Genomic DNA, 20,363 nt, shown 5'->3' with positions numbered 1-20,363 from the left:
CTACTAACAGTATGTAGATGGATAACATCATGCTGTACACAATAGTTTACAGTGTTGATTTAACGCTGTAGTGAAAATAGTAAGCACACATAATTAGAGATGTAATATGGCGAGTAGTTCAAGAGCGCAATTTAGTTCACGGATAGGGTTCATCTTGGCAGCGGCTGGTTCAGCGGTTGGTCTTGGCAATATTTGGGGTTTTCCCACTCAAGCAGCCAGTAATGGCGGTGCTGTTTTTCTTTTTGTATATTTGCTTATGGTGTTTGCTTTAGCTTATCCATTGTTAGTGGCAGAGCTAACAATTGGTCGCTATGGCAATGCTAATCCGATCAAATCATTACGCTCTATATGGCCTCAGCAGCGTGGTATAGCCGCACTGCTTGGTATCGCAGGTATGATTGCGGTATCAATGATTCTAAGCTTCTATGCCATTGTTGCGGGTTGGTTATTTGGTTTCTTAATAGGGCCCATCTTAGAAGCAATTGGCTTCACAACGGCTGCTAATTGGCTTGAATCATTCAGCACCAGTCGAAACCTCATTTTGATGGTCGTGTTCATGATCATGACCATTATGGTAGTACGTAATGGTGTCGCAAACGGTATTGAGCGTTGGTCTACCCGCTTAATGCCGGTATTGTTGGTTCTTTTTGTCGTAATGGTGGGCTACATCTTAACGCAAGAAGGGGCAATGGAAGGCTTGAAGATGTTCCTTGTGCCAGATTTCTCTCATTTCAGCTCAGGTCTAGTGGTGAGTGCGATGGGGCAGGCATTTTTCTCTTTATCATTGGGTGTATGTTCAATGATGGTATACGGTTCATACCTGAGAAAAGATACGAATATTCCCAAGACAGCAGCCCAAGTTGCACTGCTTGATACGTCTGTTGCCTTTATTGCTGGTATGTTGATTCTGCCTGCAATGTTTGTTGCACAACATAACGGTGTCGAAATTTATAACGATGCTGGTGCTTTATTAGATTCTGATACGTTAGTGTTCAGCGTATTGCCGGCAATGTTCGAGACCATGGGTACGGGGGGTGTATTCATTGGTATTCTGTTCTTTGTATTGATGGTTATCGCAGCACTAACATCGTCAATTTCAATGCTTGAAGTACCTGTTGCTTGTGCGACAGAAGAACTACAGCAAGATCGTAAAGTAGCCGTATGGTGGATTGGCGGTCTAATTACAATTTTCTCATCAATCATCGTGTTTAACTTTGGTGATATGTTTGGATTAGTGATTTCATTAACCACTGAATATGCACAACCAATACTAGGCGTGTGTTTTGCGCTGCTGGTTGGTTGGATTTGGAAGCGCGACCAAGTGCTTCAAGAAATTAAAGAAGGTTACCCAGAATTAGAGCAAAGTTTATTCTGGAAGATCTGGCCTTGGTATGTCCGTGTTGTGTGTCCAGTTATGATGCTAATGGTGTTCTTTGCTTAATGGCGCATACATAGAATACTAACAAGATAAGAAAATGTTTAGCCGCTCACTCGAGCGGCTTTTTTACATCAGAGCTAACGTCATAACCTCAAGCGACCTAAAGAATATCTATCGCATCAAGCTGGCGCATCGGTATATACTGCGCGCCTTTAATGTTTTCTCTTTTTTTTCTGGGTAATAATTATGTTCACTCTTGTTCATCAACATCCTGATTTTTTGGTTATTAATAAACATCCAGGGGTGAGTGTCCATAAAGATGATGGCGATCAGCCTTTACTTGCTGAAGTGGCAAAGCAGACGGGTGATGAAAAACTCTATTTGATCCATCGCTTAGATAAAATGACATCAGGTTTATTGTTATTAGGTCGTAATCGTCAAGCGGCAGCAGAGTTATCTGGTAACTTTGCAAAGCGTGATGTTGAAAAATTTTACCTTGCTATTGGTACGAAAAAGCCAAAGAAAAAACAAGGTGTTGTGATTGGCGACATGAGTCGTTCTCGTCGTAGTAGCTGGAAACTCGATTCGACCAAAGACAATCCCGCGATCACGCAATTTTTCTCTACAGCGGCAGGCAATGGACGTCGCTGTTTTTTATGTAAACCTCATACAGGAAAAACGCATCAAATTCGAGTCGCACTTAAAAGTGTCGGTTCGGGGATTACGGGTGATGAAATCTACGGAAATGAAGAAGCAGATCGTGGGTATCTTCATGCTTATGCTTTGTCTTTCCCGTACAAAGGTGAAACTCTGCAGTTTATTTGTGTTCCCGAAAATGGTGAACTTTGGCAGGCTGAAGAGGTTAAACAAGCGTTAGCTGAATGGGCGACACCTTGGCTGCTAGCTTGGCCTAAATTATCAGGAAAAAGCTAAAGCGGCGTTATATTTTCGGCCAAACCAAATGATGGACTAAAATAAGCTGGTTAATAAAAGACCAGCTGAATAATGGAAAGAGTGTAAAGTAAACGAATTGTTAAAGGTTTATTGGTGAAAATAAGCCTTTAGATCAACATATCGAGTTAAAACGATAAAAAAGAATGTCTATTTTTACTGGTTGATTATAATTCGAGCAAGTACAAATATCTTTTTGATGAAGATCACATATAATACCCGCCTAGGATTTACCTAGTTTGAGGATTAAAATGCGCCTTACTCGTTCTGTCTCGCTCCGCATGCGTCTTAAAAAGAAAACGAATCAATCTCGTTTCTGGAGCTTAGCGTCAACTCGCTGTAATAGCCAAAAGATTAAGACTCGTATTCAACGTCAAAGACAAGTTCGCATTACGGCTGAATATGTTGTTCTCGCCAATAGTCGCCTTCCTGAAGAAAACCTCAAATTGGTCGCATAAAGACAGATATTTGGATTAGAATAGCGCCCTTATTTTAATAAACCCAGTAGAGTTATGGAAATCAGTGCGCTACCAATCTTAGAACAACATCTGATCAATGAGTTATCGACACCACCCAATGAAGTACGTCGTTTATTTCATGGTCGTGGCCGTTGCTGGTCAGGTTTAGAACAAATTACTGTTGATTGGTTGCAAGGCCAAGTTCTGGTTTCTTTGTTTAAAGAGCCTACAGAAGCATTTCTTCAAGAATTGAATGTCTTACTTACCCGTTTAGTTGAATCAGATGTTTGGGTAAATACTGAGGCAACATCTCTATTATTGCAGCACCGAGATCGCCAAGGTTCTCCAACAGAAGTACTGTGGGGTGAAAGTTCTGATCATCAAAACGTCATCGAAAATGGACTAACGTTCAAACTCGATCTCGGCCGTAATCAGAATAACGGTTTATTCCTTGATATGCGTTACGGTCGCCGTTGGGTTCAAGAACATGCACAAGGTAAGCGAGTGCTTAATTTGTTTGCCTATACCTGTGGATTTTCAATCGCAGCGATTGAAGGTGGGGCAGAACATGTTGTTAATCTTGATATGGCAAAGTCGGCATTAACTCGCGGTCGTGAAAATCATCATTTGAATAATCATGATTTAAAGAAAGTGAGCTTTCTTGGTCACGAGTTATTTAAGTCATGGGGCAAAGTCAGAAAGTTTGGACCGTATGATTTAATCATTATTGATCCGCCTTCCTTCCAAAAAGGCAGTTTTGCATTAACCAAAGACTATCAAAAAATCTTACGCCGTTTGCCTGAACTATTAACAGAAGAGGGCAGCGTACTTGCATGCGTGAATGATCCTTCTATTTCTTCTCAGTTCTTGATTGATGGTATGGCTGAAGAAGCTCCAAGCTTAGTCTTTGAACAACGTCTTGATAACCCACCTGAATTCAAAGAAATTGAAGCCCAAGGTGGATTGAAAGCCTTGGTTTTCAAGCGCAAATAACTGTAATAACACCAATCTAGGCAAGTGTCTGATCATTTACTAAAAAGCCCCTTTAATGCAGAACCTAGATTTGCATTAAAGGGGCTTTTATCGCTTATATACGTCGAACTGACTTATTGTGATATTTCCGCACAATACTCAGCGTATACAGGTTGTTCTACTATTTTACGGCCACGCATATCCATGATGATAATGTTATAACCCATACCTTCATTAAATAGTGGACTTAATTCGTTACTAGAGCAGTAACTTTTAGCTGCATGGGCAGCTGCTTGGCTTGGGGCGATTTTACTTCCGCCACCATATAAAATGGTAATTTCTACGATTTTATTACGGGCCTGCGCTTTCATGATTTGGTATTGATCTACCTTGTCATAAGGGGCTTTATTGTTGATTGTCGTCGCTCGGCTTTTCGCCAAAGCGATTACTGCGTCATCTTCGGTTGATGCGCAGCCCCCTAGAATTAGCAGCGTACTAAGTGCGAGTATTTTTTTAAGCATTAAGGCAGTACTTTTTTGAATGGTTTTACAATCACATTAGCGTAAACACCAGCTGCAATGTATGGGTCTGCATCTGCCCATGTTTTTGCTTCTTCTAATGAATTGAATTCAGCGATAACGGTAGAGCCTGTAAAGCCCGCTTCACCAGGGTTCTCGCTATCAATGGCTGGCATTGGGCCTGCAACAAGAAGACGTCCTGCAGCTTGCAGTGCTTGTAGACGTGCAAGATGCTGTTCACGTACACTTAGACGGCGTTCTAAACTGTTTTCTACATCCTGAGAAAAAATCACATACCACATTCGCTTATTACTCCCTTCTTCTTATCGGCTGTTTTACTTAGCCTATACTACCCAATAAAAAAAGCCTGAACTAGTTGTTAAGGCTTTTTTGCAGAACAGGTATTATTTTTTCGTATAATTAAGAGCGCTCATATCAACAGAACGTGCTTTTAATACTATTAGGCTTTTTTGATCGGACGAGGGCGCCCTTCACTGTTAATAGCTACATAGTTAAAGGTAGCTTCACAGACTCTGTAGCGATCGCCTACGCTTTCGTGCGCAACAGGTTTAACCCATACTTCTAAACCGACGCTCATTGATGTATTACCAATGCGTTTGCACTCGCCGTAACAACATACAACATCCCCCACTTTTACAGGGGCTTTGAATGCAATGCTATCAACTGAAACGGTAACAACACGGCCACCAGAAATCTCTTTTGCTAAGATTGCACCCGCAAGATCAAGCTGAGACATAATCCAGCCACCAAAAATATCACCATTGGCGTTAGTGTCTGCAGGCATTGCTAGCGTACGAAGCAGTAGTTGCCCGCGTGGAATATTATTTTCTGTATTCATTATTTAATCTGGACTCTATAACTTATTCTGAATCGGTTTCTTTCGGCATATGGTGGTAAATATATCCACCTGTGACAAGGGTGAAAATCAAAGTTAAGGCTAATAAGCCGAATACTTTAAAATTAACCCATACATCGAGAGGTAAAGTGAACGCCACATAGATGTTTACGACTGCGCAGACGGCAAAAAAGCCTGTCCATGCCATGTTAATGCGTGTCCATACTGTATCGGGTAGCGTAATTTCTTTACCCAACATACTTTTAATGAGTGGTTTGCCTATAATTTGGCTTACCGCTAATCCAATTGAGAAAATGGCATAGATAATGGTGACTTTCCATTTTATGAAATTCTCGTCATGAAGGAACAGTGTTAATCCACCAAATACAGTGACCATTGCGAAGGTCACTAACTGCATTTTTTCCACTTTCTTATATAAGAACCACGTTACAGCAACCTGAACGGCAGTTGCGATTATCAATGCCCCTGTCGCAACGAAAATATCATTGGTTTTGTATAAGACAAAAAAGATGATTAAAGGAATAAAATCGAGCAGTTGTTTCATTAAGTGGCAACCTCTACGTTATATATCTTGTAAGTATACCCTGAGACAAACAAAAAGGCTGCAGCTAGTCAGGCTGCAGCCTTAATACCAAGTCATTATCTGGTATTAGCCTTGTTCTAAAGGGATAACTTTCGGGTTAAACCTTTACAGCTTCTTCTTCATTATCGCCAATATAGCTATCAACAATAACAGCACAAGCAGCATCCCCAGTGATATTCAATGCAGTACGGACCATGTCGAAGATACGGTCTAGAGCAAAGAGTAACGGTAGACCTTCAATGGGAATACCAGCTGAAAGCAATACAGCAACCACCAAGAATGAAGGACCAGGTACGCCCGCTTGACCGACTGCACCTAATGTTGAAGTAACGATAATGGCGATATAAGCACTCATACCAAGATCAACGTTAAACATTTGTGCAAAGAAGATGGCAACCAAACCGTAGTAAATAGCATTACCACTCATATTGATTGTTGCACCTAATGGCAAAACAAATGAAGCGGTTGAATTACGAACGCCGAGTTCTTCTTCACAGGTTTCCATCGTAACAGGCAGTGTTGCCATTGAAGAGGCTGTCGATAATGCAACAGCTTGCGGTTTCTTCATTGCTGATAAAAACGCAATTGGTGAAGTTTTACTAAACAGCTTGATCATAATCGGGTAGAAAATGAAGCCGTAGATAAGAATTGCAGCGATGTAAACAACGAATAGTTTAAATACCACCATTAAGGCGCTAAAACCGAACGTACCCACAGCGTCAGCCATTAGCCCGAATACGCCCAACGGTGCAATTTTCATTACAACATTGATCATCCAAACCATTGCATCAACGACCGCATTAACACCGTTAATCAGTGGATCGCGACGTTCTTTTTCTAACTTCGATACAGCTACGCCAAAAAATAGGCAGAAAACAAGAATCTGAAGAATATTAGCTTCATTAAGAGACTGGAAAACGTTTGTCGGGATCATACCCAAAAGAGTTGCCCAAAATGAAGGTAAATCACCTTTTTCAGCGTATGCATTAGAAAACATGCCTTCGACGCCAGTAAGATCTATGCCAACGCCAGGTTGGAATACTTCACCCATTACTAATGCTAGAGCAACGGCCACTGCTGATGTAAAAGCAAAGAAACCTAATGTTGTCAGTCCGACTTTACCTGCTGAGTGGCTGCTTCCCAAACCAGCCGCACCAGAGATAATCGCAACCGCAACCAATGGAATAACAAGCATCTTAATAAGATGGATGAAGATACTACCAAGCGGTGCAAAAATGCTGGCAGAATGTCCCATCATTGCGCCAACGATTGTACCTACAATCATCGCAATAACGACTTGAACGCCGATGTTGCCCAATAATCCTTTTTCTTTTAACACTTTCGATGCCCTCTGTTGTGTTTGTTACTGCTATTGTGTCTTGTTGGTTTTGTTTCGAGTTAAGTTTTTTCAATGTTATAAATGTTAACTCAATATTTTGCGACTGTGTTTTTACACGCAATTTTAGAGCTTATCAATCATTCTTTTCGATATTTTGCTCTATTGATATAAATCAAACTTATGCATGTTTGGTGCGATTGATGGCTTTTTAAACCGTGCAAGAGTGATGTGTCGGAAATGTGGTTTTTTTATGTTACGAATATTGAGAGGGGAGTTAACAGCAGAAGGTTTGACTAAAAAAAACCGCACAGAGTGCGGTTTTTAAGTCGTTATGAAATAGCAGTGTATTAGCTAAGCTTACTTGCTGTTTTCATGTTACGAATAAATTGGCCTAAATTATCAAGCATTGCAGCATGATCGTTTAGGCTATTTTCGATGATTTTGACTACAGCAGAACCAGATATTGCCCCGGCGGCACCTGCTTCAATTGCTTCCTTTACTTGTGCTGGTTCAGATATACCAAACCCAAGTAGGGCTGGTGGAGCATTATGCTTAGTAAGACTTTCAACTAAGTGGCGAATTGGCTTACCTGCTTTTGTTTCAGCACCTGTGACACCAGCGCGAGACAGTAGATATGTGTAACCACCGCCTAATTCAGAGACTGATTTCAATGTTTCATCAGTCGCATTGGGTGGTGCAATAAAGATAGGGTGAATGCCGTATTTTTCAGCTGCCACACGGAACTCTTCTGATTCTTTGATTGGCACATCTGCAATCAATACTGAGTCGACACCCGCATCGGCACACTTTTTATAGAAGGTTTCGATGCCAGCAGTAAACACCAAGTTTGCATACATTAACAAGCCAATTGGCATGTCAGGATATTTTGCGCGAATTTGAGTTAATAATTCGAAACACACAACAGGTGTTGTACCTGATTCAAGTGCACGAATAGTTGCACCTTGAATGGTTGGGCCATCAGCCAATGGGTCGGAGAATGGGATGCCTAATTCAAGCGCATCTGCACCCGATTCAACTAAGGTATCAATGATTTTCATTGATTGCTCAGGGGTAGGGTCGCCAATCGTTACGAAAGGAACAAATGCGCCTTCATTTTTTGCTGCTAGGCGATTAAATAATTCTTGATAACGATCCATTACAGTACTCCCTTTGCGTCCAAAATATCGTGTACGGTGAAAATGTCTTTGTCGCCACGACCTGAAAGGTTAACAACCAAAAGTTGCTCTTTTTCTGGTTCAGCTTCGATCATTTTTAGTGCATAAGCCAATGCGTGGGCAGATTCTAACGCTGGAATAATACCTTCTTTACGCGCCAGTAACTGGAATGCATCGAGTGCTTCATCATCAGTTACTGAGCCGTATTCAGCACGGCCTATTGCGTTAAGGTGTGCGTGTTGAGGCCCAACAGATGGGAAATCGAGTCCTGCAGATACTGAGTAAGACTCTTCAACCTGACCATGTTCATCTTGCATCAATGGTGCTTTCATACCAAAGAAAATACCCAGTTTACCGTGTTTAAGTGGTGCACCGTGCATGTTGGTATCTAAACCTTTACCAGCCGGTTCTACACCAATTAAGCCCACGTCTTTTTCATCGATGAAATCTGAGAACATACCAATAGCGTTTGAACCACCACCGACACATGCAATAACAGCATCGGGTAGGCGACCTTCTTTTTCTAAGATTTGCGCTTTGGTTTCTTCACCAATGATGTGCTGGAATTCACGAACAATTGTTGGGAATGGGTGTGGACCTGCAGCCGTACCCAGTAGGTAGTGTGCTTCTTCATAAGTTGCAGACCAGTCGCGCATTGCTTCATTACAGGCATCTTTCAGAGTAGAAGACCCAGAATGCACAGGAATAACGGTGGCACCCATCAATTTCATGCGGAATACATTGGGGCTTTGACGTTCAATATCTTTTGCGCCCATGTAAACGCGACATTTAAGATCTAATAGTGCGCATGCCAATGCGGTTGCAACACCATGCTGACCTGCGCCCGTTTCAGCAATGATTTCTTTTTTACCCATGCGCTTAGCAAGTAGTGCTTGACCTAATACTTGGTTGGTTTTATGAGCGCCACCGTGAAGTAAATCTTCACGCTTTAGGTATAACTTTGTTTTTGTGCCTTTAGTCAGGTTCTGACATAACGTTAAGGCAGTTGGACGACCTGCGTAATCTTTTAATAGATCGATAAACTCTTTTTGAAAGGCTGGATCTTGTTGTGCTTCAATAAAAGCATCTTCCAGCTGATCTAGCGCTGGTACTAAAATTTGCGGTACGTACTGACCACCAAATTCACCGAAGTAGGCATCTAATTTGCTCATAATCGTTTCTAATCCTTAATACTTTCTGATTGCTGCAAATGCCGCATTCAATTTCGTTTGATCTTTTTTACCCGGTGCGCTTTCTACACCAGAGTTTAAGTCTAATCCGCGGCAACCAAGCTTGACTGCTTCGCTGACATTGCTTGGGGTAAGCCCGCCAGCTAATAAAATATTTTCTTTCGCTGTTTCACTCAGTAGCGACCAATCAAATGTTTTGCCTGTGCCGCCACTTTGTTGACCCACTTTACTATCGAGTAAGTGCTTATCGGCTTGCCAACGGGAAAAGTCGGGTAATACCGCTTCTACCCCGTGTGCCTTCCAGATTTCACAATCAACAGGAAGCTGTGCTTTTAAATTTGTGACATATTCTGGTGTTTCATCACCGTGTAATTGCACGGCAGATAGAGCCAATGACTCAGCTGCTTTTTTGATTGCTTGTGGATCTGCATTACGGAAAACACCGACATACTTAAGTGGTGCGCCACTCATTACCATACGGGCTTGTTCGATATCGACATGGCGAGGAGACGAGGAAACAAAAATCAAACCACCATACACTGCACCGCTTTGATAGGCAGCAGATGCATCGTCGGCATGGGTTAAACCACACACTTTATTCTCGCCAAGCAGAACACGTCGCACAGCCAGCTCAAGATTGTCTTCAGACATTAGCGAACTTCCAATTAAGAAGCCATTCGCATATGCCGATAAATCACGAATTTGTTGGTTGGTACTAATGCCTGATTCAGAGATGACAATCGTGCCTTCAGGCAAACGCGGTGCGAGTTCTTTTGTACGATTCAAATTAATGCTTAAATCGCGCAAGTTTCGGTTATTGATCCCAACCACTTTGGCTTGCAATGCGATTGCACGCTCAAGTTCTTCTTCGTTGCTGACTTCAGTTAACACGCCTAAATTTAACGAGTGCGCCAGTGTTGATAGCTCGTGGTATTCTTCGTCATTCAGCACAGATAGCATTAAGAGGATGGCATCAGCTTGATAATGACGTGCAAGGTAAACCTGATAAGCGTCGATCATGAAATCTTTACAGAGAACTGGTTGGCGAACTTGGTTGCGCACTTGCGGCAGAAAATCAAAGTTGCCTTGAAAATATTTCTCGTCTGTTAATACTGAAATAGCATTGGCGTGATTGTTGTAAACACTGGCAATGTAATCAAGATTGAAGTCTTCACGAATTTGACCTTTAGACGGCGATGCCTTTTTACACTCTAAAATGAAAGCGGCAGTATCACTGGTAAGTGCATCGTAAAAACAACGGTCACTTGGGACTATGGTATCGACAAAGCTTTCAAGAGGCTGGCTTAGTTTGCGAGCTTCAACCCAAATACGTTTATCTGCAACGATTCTTGCGAGTACTGTTTCCATGATTAACCTCGTGCCGCTAATTTACTAACTAGCTCATATGCTTTACCTGATTGCATGGCTGCAATCGCTTGCTGTGTATTCGCTTTTAAATCTTCTTGCCCAAACAGGCGTAATAACAAAGCAACATTGACCGCGACAGCTCCTTGCTGAGCATCAGTGCCTTTTCCGGTCAGAATATCTGTGATGATTGCGCGGTTTTCTTCCGGCTCACCACCTTTAATTGCTTCTAATGGGTGTGCTTCTAGCCCAAAATCAGCTGGTGTTAAGGTGTATTCTTTAATTTCACCATTAATAATTTCAGCGACAAGCGTTTCGCCATGAATCGCCACTTCATCAAGGCCTGAACCATGAACGACAGCTGCGCGCTTCATGCCCATAGCTACCATTGTTTCGGCAATAGGACGAACTAGTGATTGATCGTACACACCCATTAATTCAATTTTAGGTCGTGCAGGATTAATCAGTGGGCCTAATACATTAAAGATCGTTCGTGTTTTTAAGGTTTGGCGCACAGGCATCGCGTGGCGAACACCGCTGTGATACTCAGGTGCAAATAAGAAACAGACGCCAAGTTCGTCGAGTGCACCACGGGCATTTTCTGGTGTCATCGCGAGATTGATGCCAAATTTATCCAGTAAATCAGATGAGCCAGATTTGCTTGATACGCCACGGTTACCGTGTTTTGCAACTTTGACACCACAGGCTGCGGCAACAAATGCAGCTGTAGTGGAGATATTGATGGTGTTGGCACCGTCGCCACCAGTACCTACGATGTCGGCAAAATCATATTCAGGGCTAGGAAATGTATTGGCATTTGCAAGTAAAGCACTCGCTGCCCCTGCGATCTCAGCGGGTGTTTCGCCTTTGATTTTAAGTGCAGTAAGCACTGCAGAAAGTAAAATGGGGTCTACATCACCTTTGATGATGGCATCAAATAGTACATGGCTTTCATCTTGCGTTAGTGCCTGTTGGGCGTAAAGTTTGTCTGCAATCTCGAAAATTTTAGCGTCCATAACCATCATCCTTAATCTTTATCGTTTGTCTGAGGTGTTTTTGTTGTTTCTATGTTGCTTTCTACTTTCGACATTACCCAGTTCAAAGTATTTGTTAGCAGTTGTGCGCCTTGTGTCGTTAGAATCGACTCAGGGTGGAATTGAAACCCACAAATGCGATCAGCATCATTGATAACAGCCATAACAAGACCATCAACATCGGCAACAATATCCAGCGTTTCTGGTACTTCGGTAGCGACTAAAGAGTGATAGCGCGCAATCGAGAGTGGGTTAGGTAAATCACCAAAGACGTTATGCTGGGTGTGGCTCATCATGGCCGATTTCCCGTGAACGATTTCTCCTGCGCCTTCTACTTTACCGCCGTAAGCTTCAACAATGGCTTGATGACCAAGGCAGATACCTATAATAGGTACTTCCCCTTTAATACGTTTGATTAGGGCTGGCATACAACCAGCGTCTGCTGGTGCACCAGGCCCTGGTGACAGCACTAGCACTGGGTTTACTTTATCTGCTAGTGCCTGTTCCATTTGTTCAACGCTAAGGCTGTTGCGGTAAATGGTTACTGGGTAGCCTAATGAACGGAACTGATCAACCAAGTTGTAGGTAAAAGAGTCAAAGTTATCCAATAGAACGATATGTGCTTGTGCCATTGTTTTAGCTCCTTATTTACGGCTTAGTTTTTTGGTTTCGTTTAAGCTGTGCGCTTTGCGAATCGCGGTAATAACAGCCTGTGCTTTACCACGTGTTTCATCTGCTTCAGCTTGGGGTATTGAGTCGTATACGACACCAGCGCCAGCTTGAACGCTTGCGATCCCGTTTTCGACATAAGCTGAACGAATCACAATACAGGTGTCCATATCGCCATGACCCGTTAAGTAACCCACTGCACCACCATAACTACCACGACGACGTTGTTCTACATCACGAATCAGCTGCATGGCACGAATTTTTGGTGCGCCTGTTAAAGTGCCCATATTCATACATGCTTGGTAAGCATGTAATGCATCAAGATCACTGCGTAGTTGCCCAACAACACGAGAAACTAAATGCATCACGTGACTATAACGGTCTACTTTTAGTAGGTCGGCCACATAACGGCTGCCTGGTTCACTGATACGTGCAACATCGTTACGCGCTAAATCAACCAGCATCATGTGTTCTGCGTTTTCTTTCAAGTCGCTGCGTAGTTCAAGTTCAATACGCGCATCTAAATCCAGATTAATCGACCCATCGGCATTCTTTCCGCGATGGCGTGTGCCTGCGATAGGGTAGATCTCGACTTGGTTGCTTTCTGTACAGTATTTCAGTGCACTTTCTGGTGAGGCGCCAAATAAGGTGAATTCTGAATCTTGTAAGAAGAACATGTACGGGCTTGGGTTACCGATTTTAAGTTCTTTATAAGCAACAAGCGGTGAAGGGCAAGGTAACGTAAATTGACGAGAAGGCACCACTTGGAATACATCACCTGCAATGACGTATTGCTTCAAGTCTTTCACTGTTTGGCAGAAGTCTTCATCACTGATACTGGCTTCTGGCTCACAACGTTCAAGAAGCTCTGCTGCTGGAACAGGTTTAGGATCTAGGCAGGCTTCTTTAATATGCTGTAAACGGCGGCTTAGTTCAAAGTAGCTCGCGGTATATTGCTCACCACCAAACAAGGTGGCTTGAAGCTTACCTTTGCGGCGTTGGTGGTCGATAACCAGTAATGTTTCAGCAATATAGAAAAGGTAATCAGGGCAGTTATTGTCTTGTGCTACATCGGGCAGTGGCTCAAAGCCTGCGACTAAGTCGTAAGCGAACAACCCGCCTAAAAATAGTGCTTCACGCGGATGAGTCGATGTATCGAAGGCATGTTGAATCATGCGTAGCGCATCAAAAGACGACGTTTGACGTAAACGGCTGTCTTCATCGAGTGTGCGTTCTGCGGTTGGGAAGTGTAGGACTAAACAACGCGCTTCACGCTCGACAGTGATATCGGTGGTAGTGTTATTGGTAACAACGTTTTCGATAGTTTGAAGTACACATAAGCCATTATCGGTTAAAGCTTCAAGACGTACTTCTTTACCTCGGCATACAATGCGTACCGCAGCATCAACTAACATTAAACTTTGAAGATCTTGCTTAGAATCGACTTCTGCCGACTCCAACAATAGATTATGCGGGCGATTACCACATACGGAATAATATAACTCCGTTGGATCTGCTACATAAGGTACATCAAGGCTAAGGACTTCTAATTCACCTGCACCTAATGGGGTAGTATTCACAGCGTTCTCCCTGCCGCTTCTACAAACGGTTTAAGTTCTTGCATTAACTGCTCGAACATTGGACCTGTAAGCGCTTGGTGCCCATCAGATAATGCTTCACACGGATTAAGGTGCGATTCTACGATGATGCCATCAGCGCCAACTGCAGCAGCAGCACGAGAGAGTGGAATAACCAATTCACGTACACCAGTTCCATGGCTAGGATCAACGACTACCGGAAGGTGAGTGCGTTGCTTCAAATAAGCCACTGCATTTAAGTCTAATGTATTACGTGTTGCTGTTTCAAAAGTACGAATACCACGTTCACACAAGATAATGTTTGGATTACCTGCATCGTAAATGTATTCCGCAGCCAGCAACAACTCTTCGATAGTGGCTGAAAGTCCGCGTTTGAGCAAGACCGGTTTTTTACTTTCGCCCACGGCTTTTAATAATGCGTAGTTTTGCATATTTCGCGCGCCAATCTGTAGGCAGTCTACATATTCACACAGTGATTCAACTTGACTCACTTCCATGACTTCAGAAACAGTTGGAATGTTGAGTTCTTTCTTGGCTTTTTGTAATAATTTCAAGCCTTCAACACCCATACCCTGAAAATCATATGGGCTGGTGCGTGGCTTATAAGCGCCGCCACGTAAAGCAACGGCACCGTGCTTTTTAACGACTTCAGCAACTGCCATTAACTGTGCTTCAGATTCAACCGAACAAGGGCCGGCGATAACCGCGAATTTGTTGCCGCCGACGGCTGTATTACCAAATCGTACAACAGTATCGTGCGCTTGCACTTCGCGGCTAACCATTTTGTATTTGGTTAAAATAGGCTTCACTGTTTCAACGCATGGGTAAGCATCTAGATTCAACTTTTGCAAAACACGCTCATCGCCTAATGCGCCTAATACGATACGTTCAACACCCGGCATATATAAAGGCTTTAGGCCTGATGCTTCAATGCGGCTTAGAATTTCTTTAGCTTGTGCTTCTGTGGCTTTAGGCTTTAGTACGATAATCATGTTTTGACCCTTTTGAGTTTGATGCTTTTACTCTTGAGTAACGTTGGCATCACACTGATAAATTATTTGAAATTTTGGTATAAAAAAGCCCGCATCTGGCGGGCTTATGTCTATTCTGTCCGTTAGGAACAGCAAATCACACAACCCGTATAGAGAAGTGCCACCACCATGAAATGAAGAAAGCGCGAAGCTGTTGGTTAATTTGCTGTAACATGTAAAAGTCCTGTTCTGTAGAGTCTTACCACGGGTAATTGCGTACTAGTAAACTAGTTCGCTGATGTAAAGTCAAGAGATAAGTCAGAAATAAAATTATGTTATTTGATTTACACTGCCACACCACAGCATCAGATGGGTGCTTATCGCCAGAAGAATTGTTGAAACGAGCCGTTGAACGTAGAGTTGATGCGCTTGCGATAACCGATCACGATACGGTGGAAGCGCTATTGCCTGCTCAACGCATCATTGATGAACAAGAGTTACCTATAACTCTGATCAAAGGCATTGAAATATCTACGCTTTGGAGTAACTTTGATATTCATATCGTGGGGTTGAATATTGATTCTGAGCACCCAGCATTAACCGCACTTATTCAAGAGCAAGCCGATCGTCGTACCGCAAGGGCGCTAGAGATGGCTGAACGATTGGCGAGAAATAATATGCCTGGCGCTTATGAAGGCGCAATGGCATTAGCTAATGGTGCAACAATTACACGGGCTCATTTTGCGCGTTGGATTGTTGAGCAAGGTTACGCAAAAAACATGCAGGCAGTATTTAAGAAATTCTTAACTCGGGGAAATCCGGGTTACGTGCCGCCAGCTTGGTGCTCGATTGCTGATGCAGTCGCTGTTATTCATGCTGCTGGTGGCCAAGCTGTCCTTGCGCATCCCGGTCGCTACAAAATGACGGCAAAATGGTTAAAGCGACTTTTAGCTACTTTTGTTGAAGCGAAAGGTGATGCAATGGAAGTTGCTCAACCACAGCAAGGACAACAAGAACGTCGCACCTTAGGGGATTATGCGATCACTTATAATTTACTTGCTTCTCAAGGCTCTGATTTCCATTACCCGTCTCCTTGGACGGAATTAGGTCGTAATTTGTGGTTACCGAAAGGCGTAACAGAAGTTTGGCTTGATTGGGATGTTGAAAAGAAGCGAGTTGATGAGGCGGTATCGGTAGAGCCGACATCGCCCTCGGAGGATAAATGAGCCAGTTTTTTTATGTTCACCCTGAAACCCCGCAAGCCCGTTTAATGTCACAAGCGGTTGCGATTATTCGTAAAGGTGGCGTTGTCGTGTATCCAACCGACTCAGGATATGCCTTGGGTTGCCAACTCGAGAATAAACAAGCACTTGAACGTATCTGTCAGATCCGTCGACTAAACGATAAGCACAATTTTACATTGTTGTGCCGTGACTTATCTGAAATTGCCAACTATGCACGTGTTGATAATGCGGCATTCCGTTTGTTACGTAGCAATACACCAGGCGCGTACACGTTTATTTTCAAAGGTACGAAAGAAGTGCCACGTCGTTTAATGAACCCTAAACGTAAAACCATTGGTATCCGTATTCCTGATAATGCGATTGCTTTAGCTCTGCTTGAAGAGTTGGGTGAGCCATTAATGTCGACCAGTTTAATTTTGCCTAATAGCGATGTTGCTGAATCTGATCCTGATGATATCCGCGATAAGTTAGAGCATGCGGTCGATTTAATCATGAATGGTGGTTATTTAGGCGAGCAACCGACTACCGTGATTGATTTTAGTAATGATGAAATGGAAGTGTTACGAGTTGGCGCGGGTGATCCTGCACCTTTTAGCTAATGCTTCTACTATTTACTGTTTGAATACGTATACCCAAACTATCTGTAAATTGATAGTCAGCTAGGCTATCTTTGAGATAGCGTATTAGTGAATACTTTGGCATAATATGCGGCTATCTTTAAGATGGCTTAAAGTGTTCTGATGAGTATTTCGACGCCTGTGAAGGCGACAAAGGTTTGTCTATAATGAGTGAAAAGTTACAGAAGGTGCTAGCGCGTGCTGGCCAAGGGTCTCGTCGTGAGATCGAATTAATGATTCAAAGCGGTCGTGTGAGCATTGATGGCGTAGTCGCAAAATTGGGTGATCGTCTAGACGATTTATCTGTTCTTGTACGTATCGATGGTCACAAGATTGATCTGGTTTCGCCTGCTGATGAAGTGTGTCGTGTTCTTGCTTATAACAAACCTGAAGGTGAGTTATGTACGCGTCACGATCCTGAAGGTCGCCGAACGGTATTTGATCGTTTACCTCGTCTATCAAGTGGCCGTTGGGTTTCTGTTGGTCGATTGGATGCAAATACCTCAGGCCTATTGCTATTTACCACTGATGGTGAATTAGCTAACCGCCTGATGCACCCAAGCCGAAGTGTTGAACGTGAATACATGGTTCGCGTTTTCGGTGAGATTAACGAGAAGATGGTTAAAAACCTAGTTCAAGGTGTTGAACTAGAAGATGGTATGGCACGTTTCGAAGACGTTGTGTATTCTGGCGGTGAAGGTATGAACCATACTTTCTACGTTGTAATCACAGAAGGCCGTAACCGTGAAGTTCGTCGTTTGTGGGATTCACAAGGCGTAACAGTAAGCCGTCTAAAACGTGTACGTTATGGTGATATCTATCTAACGAAAGATATGCCTCGTGGCGGTTGGATGGAGCTTGAGCTGAAAGAAGTTAACTATCTTCGTGAAGTGGTAGAGCTTGAAGCTGAAGAAAACACAATGCTGACGGTCGAAGGCCAGAAGCGTAAACGTGGTGTTCGTCAAATTCGTCGTGCCGTACGTCGTCACGAAGAACGTGTTACTGAAACACCTCGCGGTCGTCGTGGCCGTACGAGTAACTCTGATGAACGTCGTTCTTCAACACGTAACAGTGAAGCTGAAGGGCAAAATGCACCAGTTGGGAAGCGTAAGCCGTCAGGTAAGCCTTCAACGGCTAAGCCGACACGTGGCAAGCCATCTGCTGGTAAGCCTGCGCAAGGCAATCGTCGTAAAACAGACGAAAGCAATGAGCCTGCAGGTAAGCGTAAACCGTCAGGTAATGGTGCTCAACGTCGTAACCCATTAACGGTTAAGCCACGTACGCGCCAATAAGATTCGTCTTAGTAAACAGACATAATAAAGCCGACGTGAATACGTCGGCTTTTTGTTATGTCTCATTTTTCAGATTGCTTTAAATTTAGCCTTTTGGCTGTGCATCAATGCACTGGCCATTCACATCTTTGCTTTCTGGACCCATTAAATAAAGGTACAGCGGCATAATGTCTTTAGGTGTTTTTAATAGGCCTGAATCTTCAGCTGGGAACGCTTTTGCACGCATGCCTGTGCGTGTACCGCCTGGGTTAATTGCATTGACGCGAACCGTTGTATTACACATCTCATTGGCTAAGATTTCCATCATGCCTTCAGTTGCAAACTTAGACATAGAGTAGGCGCCCCAAAAAGCACGACCTTCATGACCGACTGTCGAAGAGGTGAAAATAATACGACCATCTTCAGATTTTTTGATCAGTGGCATGATAGCTTGAGTCATCAAAAACTGTGCTTTAACGTTAACATGCATTACATCGTCAAAGGTATCTTCACCGAGTTGGTCAAATGGGCTTAATACGCCAAGTAAACCGGCATTGTGTAATACACCATCTAAACGGCCAAACTGCTCTGAAATGGTTTCAACCATATCAATATAGTGCTGCTTCGTTGCACCGCGTAAATCGAGAGGGATAATCGCTGGCTGGCTGTAGCCTAGCGTTTCAATTTCATCATAAACAGCTTCAAGTTTAGCAACGGTACGACCAAGCAAAATAACAGTTGCACCGTGTGCTGCATAACTAATGGCTGCTTGACGACCAATGCCATCACCAGCACCAGTGACTAGAATGACGCGATCTTTTAGAGAATCCGCAGCGATTTGATATTCCACGTGTAACTTCCTTATTGGTTTGTCATTATTAATATATACCCAAATAACCTTAGATGCGGGATTCTCGCTGAATCTGCGTACGTAAAGTCGCTTAGGTATATCTTTTTACTTTTCTATTGTATTGCCATAGCGGTACAGGTGGCAACTTGGTTACAATGGGAAAAGACCATCATTCTGTGATTGGTATCAATTTATTAAAGCGAGGACTTAAGATTGGAATTTTTGTTTGATTATGGGCTGTTCTTAGCCAAGATTGCGACAGTCGTTATTGCGCTTGTCGGTATCCTTGTTTTAGCGAAAGGTTTAAACGGACGTCACGGTTCACAAAAGGGTGAATTAGAAGTCACAGACTTAACTGAGCAGTATAAAAATACGGTTCATCAATTAGAAGAGCACTTATTTGATAAACCGCTATTGAAAGCACGCGATAAAGCGACAAAAAAAGAAGATAAAGAAAAAGAGAAAGCACGTCAGAACGAAATTAAAAAAGCTGCTAAAGAAGGCGATTTGTCTCACGTTCGTGAGTCTCGTTTATTTGTCATCGATTTTCACGGTAGCATTGATGCGCGTGAAGTCTCTTCTTTACGTGAAGAAGTCAGTGCCATTATTGCAGTTGCGATTGAAGGTGATGAAGTATTGCTTCGCCTAGAAACGGGCGGCGGTATGGTACATGGTTATGGTTTAGCGTCTTCACAACTTGATCGCTTGAAATCTGCGGGTATCAAGCTGACGATCTCTGTCGATAAAGTTGCCGCTAGTGGCGGTTACATGATGGCCTGTGTGGCTGATAAAATTATTTCAGCGCCTTTTGCAATTGTGGGCTCTATTGGTGTTATTGCCCAGCTACCAAACTTTAGCAAAGTGCTGAAAAAGCATGATATTGAGTTTGAACAGATCACAGCGGGCGAGTTCAAGCGTACATTAACAATGTTTGGCGAAAATACTGATAAAGCTCGTGATAAATTCCAAGTTGAAATTGAAGAAACGCATGGTTTGTTCAAAGACTTTATTGCGATTCACCGTCCAGAGTTGGATCTTGAAAAAGTGGCAACTGGTGAGCATTGGTTTGGTAATCAAGCACTGAATCTAGGGCTTGTTGATGAAATCGGCACCAGCGATGATTTCATTACACATGCTTGTAAAGATCGTGAAGTATTAAATGTTCGTTTCGTTCAACGTAAGAAACTGGCAGAAAAATTAGCGGGTGCAACAGGTGAAGCGGCAGATAACTTGTTATTGAAATGGGTAAGCCGCGGTCAACGTCCATTCATGTAATACCTGATAGTATATTGATGGTTGGCTG

General features: G+C 43.0%; 21 protein-coding genes and 1 other annotated feature. Of the genes, 8 read left to right on the top strand and 13 right to left on the bottom strand.

The genetic code is table 11. The features are described 5' to 3' along the window. The first annotated feature begins 106 nt into the window (after positions 1–106). From C9J47_RS23065 to C9J47_RS23050, 4 genes are all read left to right on the top strand, one after another. On the top strand, positions 107–1,441 hold the full coding sequence (locus tag C9J47_RS23065; RefSeq protein WP_107255600.1) for a sodium-dependent transporter: 1,335 nt from the start codon (positions 107–109) through the stop codon (positions 1,439–1,441). A gap of 183 nt (positions 1,442–1,624) precedes the next feature. Next, on the top strand, positions 1,625–2,311 hold the full coding sequence (locus C9J47_RS23060; protein WP_107255599.1) for a TIGR01621 family pseudouridine synthase: 687 nt from the start codon (positions 1,625–1,627) through the stop codon (positions 2,309–2,311). A gap of 269 nt (positions 2,312–2,580) precedes the next feature. After that, positions 2,581–2,787, top strand: coding sequence for a hypothetical protein (locus C9J47_RS23055; protein ID WP_107255598.1), 207 nt, complete (start codon positions 2,581–2,583; stop codon positions 2,785–2,787). 54 nt (positions 2,788–2,841) lie between these two features. After that, complete coding sequence (locus tag C9J47_RS23050; RefSeq protein ID WP_107255597.1) at positions 2,842–3,780, top strand: class I SAM-dependent methyltransferase; 939 nt, start codon at positions 2,842–2,844, stop codon at positions 3,778–3,780. 113 nt (positions 3,781–3,893) lie between these two features. Here the strand turns inward: C9J47_RS23050 and gspS2 are convergent, their stop codons facing one another. The 12 genes from gspS2 to C9J47_RS22990 form a co-directional block, all read right to left on the bottom strand. Then, a complete protein-coding gene (gene gspS2 / locus C9J47_RS23045; RefSeq protein ID WP_107255596.1) occupies positions 3,894–4,280 on the bottom strand; it encodes a type II secretion system pilot lipoprotein GspS-beta in 387 nt (128 codons plus the stop codon). Beyond that, entirely contained in the window at positions 4,280–4,579 is a 300-nt protein-coding gene (locus C9J47_RS23040; RefSeq protein ID WP_107255595.1) for a YciI family protein, read from the bottom strand. Before C9J47_RS23040 ends, gspS2 begins: the two co-directional genes overlap by 1 nt. A 158-nt stretch (positions 4,580–4,737) precedes the next feature. Then, positions 4,738–5,136, bottom strand: coding sequence for an acyl-CoA thioester hydrolase YciA (gene yciA, locus C9J47_RS23035; protein ID WP_006233116.1), 399 nt, complete (start codon positions 5,134–5,136; stop codon positions 4,738–4,740). Positions 5,137–5,158: 22 nt separating this feature from the next. Then, positions 5,159–5,698, bottom strand: a complete 540-nt coding sequence (locus C9J47_RS23030) for a septation protein A (RefSeq protein ID WP_107255594.1) — start codon at positions 5,696–5,698, stop codon at positions 5,159–5,161. 136 nt (positions 5,699–5,834) lie between these two features. Continuing rightward, complete coding sequence (locus tag C9J47_RS23025) at positions 5,835–7,076, bottom strand: dicarboxylate/amino acid:cation symporter (RefSeq protein ID WP_107255593.1); 1,242 nt, start codon at positions 7,074–7,076, stop codon at positions 5,835–5,837. A gap of 347 nt (positions 7,077–7,423) precedes the next feature. Further along, a complete protein-coding gene (trpA, locus tag C9J47_RS23020) occupies positions 7,424–8,233 on the bottom strand; it encodes a tryptophan synthase subunit alpha (protein WP_107255592.1) in 810 nt (269 codons plus the stop codon). Then, positions 8,233–9,423 (bottom strand): tryptophan synthase subunit beta, encoded by a 1,191-nt coding sequence (gene trpB / locus C9J47_RS23015; RefSeq protein WP_006233136.1) that lies wholly within the window; start codon positions 9,421–9,423, stop codon positions 8,233–8,235. The genes trpA and trpB overlap by 1 nt, the downstream gene beginning before the upstream one ends. A 15-nt stretch (positions 9,424–9,438) precedes the next feature. Continuing rightward, a complete protein-coding gene (trpCF, locus tag C9J47_RS23010) occupies positions 9,439–10,809 on the bottom strand; it encodes a bifunctional indole-3-glycerol-phosphate synthase TrpC/phosphoribosylanthranilate isomerase TrpF (RefSeq protein ID WP_107255591.1) in 1,371 nt (456 codons plus the stop codon). Between the two features lie 2 nt (positions 10,810–10,811). Continuing rightward, positions 10,812–11,822, bottom strand: a complete 1,011-nt coding sequence (gene trpD, locus C9J47_RS23005; protein ID WP_107255629.1) for an anthranilate phosphoribosyltransferase — start codon at positions 11,820–11,822, stop codon at positions 10,812–10,814. Between the two features lie 11 nt (positions 11,823–11,833). Beyond that, positions 11,834–12,472 (bottom strand): aminodeoxychorismate/anthranilate synthase component II, encoded by a 639-nt coding sequence (locus tag C9J47_RS23000; protein WP_107255590.1) that lies wholly within the window; start codon positions 12,470–12,472, stop codon positions 11,834–11,836. Between the two features lie 12 nt (positions 12,473–12,484). Further along, on the bottom strand, positions 12,485–14,089 hold the full coding sequence (locus tag C9J47_RS22995) for an anthranilate synthase component 1 (protein ID WP_107255589.1): 1,605 nt from the start codon (positions 14,087–14,089) through the stop codon (positions 12,485–12,487). Continuing rightward, positions 14,086–15,099: a 3-deoxy-7-phosphoheptulonate synthase gene (locus tag C9J47_RS22990; protein WP_107255588.1), complete on the bottom strand. Its 1,014-nt coding sequence runs from the start codon at positions 15,097–15,099 to the stop codon at positions 14,086–14,088. The genes C9J47_RS22995 and C9J47_RS22990 overlap by 4 nt, the downstream gene beginning before the upstream one ends. Before the next feature lie 79 nt (positions 15,100–15,178). Next, positions 15,179–15,274 (bottom strand) — a sequence feature (Trp leader region). 136 nt (positions 15,275–15,410) lie between these two features. Between C9J47_RS22990 and rnm the strand changes: the two genes are divergently transcribed. From rnm to rluB, 3 genes are all read left to right on the top strand, one after another. Beyond that, complete coding sequence (gene rnm, locus C9J47_RS22985) at positions 15,411–16,304, top strand: RNase RNM (protein WP_107255587.1); 894 nt, start codon at positions 15,411–15,413, stop codon at positions 16,302–16,304. Next, complete coding sequence (locus C9J47_RS22980; protein ID WP_107255586.1) at positions 16,301–16,921, top strand: L-threonylcarbamoyladenylate synthase; 621 nt, start codon at positions 16,301–16,303, stop codon at positions 16,919–16,921. Before rnm ends, C9J47_RS22980 begins: the two co-directional genes overlap by 4 nt. 185 nt (positions 16,922–17,106) lie before the next feature. Then, positions 17,107–18,231: a 23S rRNA pseudouridine(2605) synthase RluB gene (rluB, locus tag C9J47_RS22975; protein WP_107255585.1), complete on the top strand. Its 1,125-nt coding sequence runs from the start codon at positions 17,107–17,109 to the stop codon at positions 18,229–18,231. Positions 18,232–18,316: 85 nt separating this feature from the next. Here rluB and C9J47_RS22970 read toward each other — a convergent pair whose 3' ends face one another. Beyond that, a complete protein-coding gene (locus tag C9J47_RS22970; RefSeq protein WP_107255584.1) occupies positions 18,317–19,060 on the bottom strand; it encodes a YciK family oxidoreductase in 744 nt (247 codons plus the stop codon). A 213-nt stretch (positions 19,061–19,273) separates the two neighbouring features. On the opposite strand from C9J47_RS22970, the gene sohB reads away from it, so the two are divergent. After that, positions 19,274–20,335, top strand: a complete 1,062-nt coding sequence (sohB, locus tag C9J47_RS22965; RefSeq protein WP_011219145.1) for a protease SohB — start codon at positions 19,274–19,276, stop codon at positions 20,333–20,335. The last annotated feature ends 28 nt before the right edge of the window (positions 20,336–20,363 follow it).

The sequence above is a fragment of the Photobacterium indicum genome, assembly GCF_003026215.1.
Taxonomy (GTDB): Bacteria; Pseudomonadota; Gammaproteobacteria; order Enterobacterales; family Vibrionaceae; genus Photobacterium; species Photobacterium indicum.
This window is presented reverse-complemented; position numbering and strand designations above follow the sequence as displayed.

What these genes read in the sequence shown, in the direction of transcription:
- C9J47_RS23050 (WP_107255597.1), top strand. Translation starts at nt 2,842, where the DNA reads ATGGAAATCAGTGCGCTACCAATCTTAGAACAACATCTGATCAATGAG.
- C9J47_RS23060 (WP_107255599.1), top strand. Translation starts at nt 1,625, where the DNA reads ATGTTCACTCTTGTTCATCAACATCCTGATTTTTTGGTTATTAATAAA.
- C9J47_RS23040 (WP_107255595.1), bottom strand. Translation starts at nt 4,579, where the DNA reads ATGTGGTATGTGATTTTTTCTCAGGATGTAGAAAACAGTTTAGAACGC.
- C9J47_RS22980 (WP_107255586.1), top strand. Translation starts at nt 16,301, where the DNA reads ATGAGCCAGTTTTTTTATGTTCACCCTGAAACCCCGCAAGCCCGTTTA.
- trpB (WP_006233136.1), bottom strand. Translation starts at nt 9,423, where the DNA reads ATGAGCAAATTAGATGCCTACTTCGGTGAATTTGGTGGTCAGTACGTA.
- C9J47_RS23030 (WP_107255594.1), bottom strand. Translation starts at nt 5,698, where the DNA reads ATGAAACAACTGCTCGATTTTATTCCTTTAATCATCTTTTTTGTCTTA.
- rnm (WP_107255587.1), top strand. Translation starts at nt 15,411, where the DNA reads ATGTTATTTGATTTACACTGCCACACCACAGCATCAGATGGGTGCTTA.
- trpA (WP_107255592.1), bottom strand. Translation starts at nt 8,233, where the DNA reads ATGGATCGTTATCAAGAATTATTTAATCGCCTAGCAGCAAAAAATGAA.
- gspS2 (WP_107255596.1), bottom strand. Translation starts at nt 4,280, where the DNA reads ATGCTTAAAAAAATACTCGCACTTAGTACGCTGCTAATTCTAGGGGGC.
- trpD (WP_107255629.1), bottom strand. Translation starts at nt 11,822, where the DNA reads ATGGACGCTAAAATTTTCGAGATTGCAGACAAACTTTACGCCCAACAG.
- C9J47_RS23055 (WP_107255598.1), top strand. Translation starts at nt 2,581, where the DNA reads ATGCGCCTTACTCGTTCTGTCTCGCTCCGCATGCGTCTTAAAAAGAAA.
- trpCF (WP_107255591.1), bottom strand. Translation starts at nt 10,809, where the DNA reads ATGGAAACAGTACTCGCAAGAATCGTTGCAGATAAACGTATTTGGGTT.
- C9J47_RS22990 (WP_107255588.1), bottom strand. Translation starts at nt 15,099, where the DNA reads ATGATTATCGTACTAAAGCCTAAAGCCACAGAAGCACAAGCTAAAGAA.
- yciA (WP_006233116.1), bottom strand. Translation starts at nt 5,136, where the DNA reads ATGAATACAGAAAATAATATTCCACGCGGGCAACTACTGCTTCGTACG.
- C9J47_RS23065 (WP_107255600.1), top strand. Translation starts at nt 107, where the DNA reads ATGGCGAGTAGTTCAAGAGCGCAATTTAGTTCACGGATAGGGTTCATC.
- rluB (WP_107255585.1), top strand. Translation starts at nt 17,107, where the DNA reads ATGAGTGAAAAGTTACAGAAGGTGCTAGCGCGTGCTGGCCAAGGGTCT.
- C9J47_RS23000 (WP_107255590.1), bottom strand. Translation starts at nt 12,472, where the DNA reads ATGGCACAAGCACATATCGTTCTATTGGATAACTTTGACTCTTTTACC.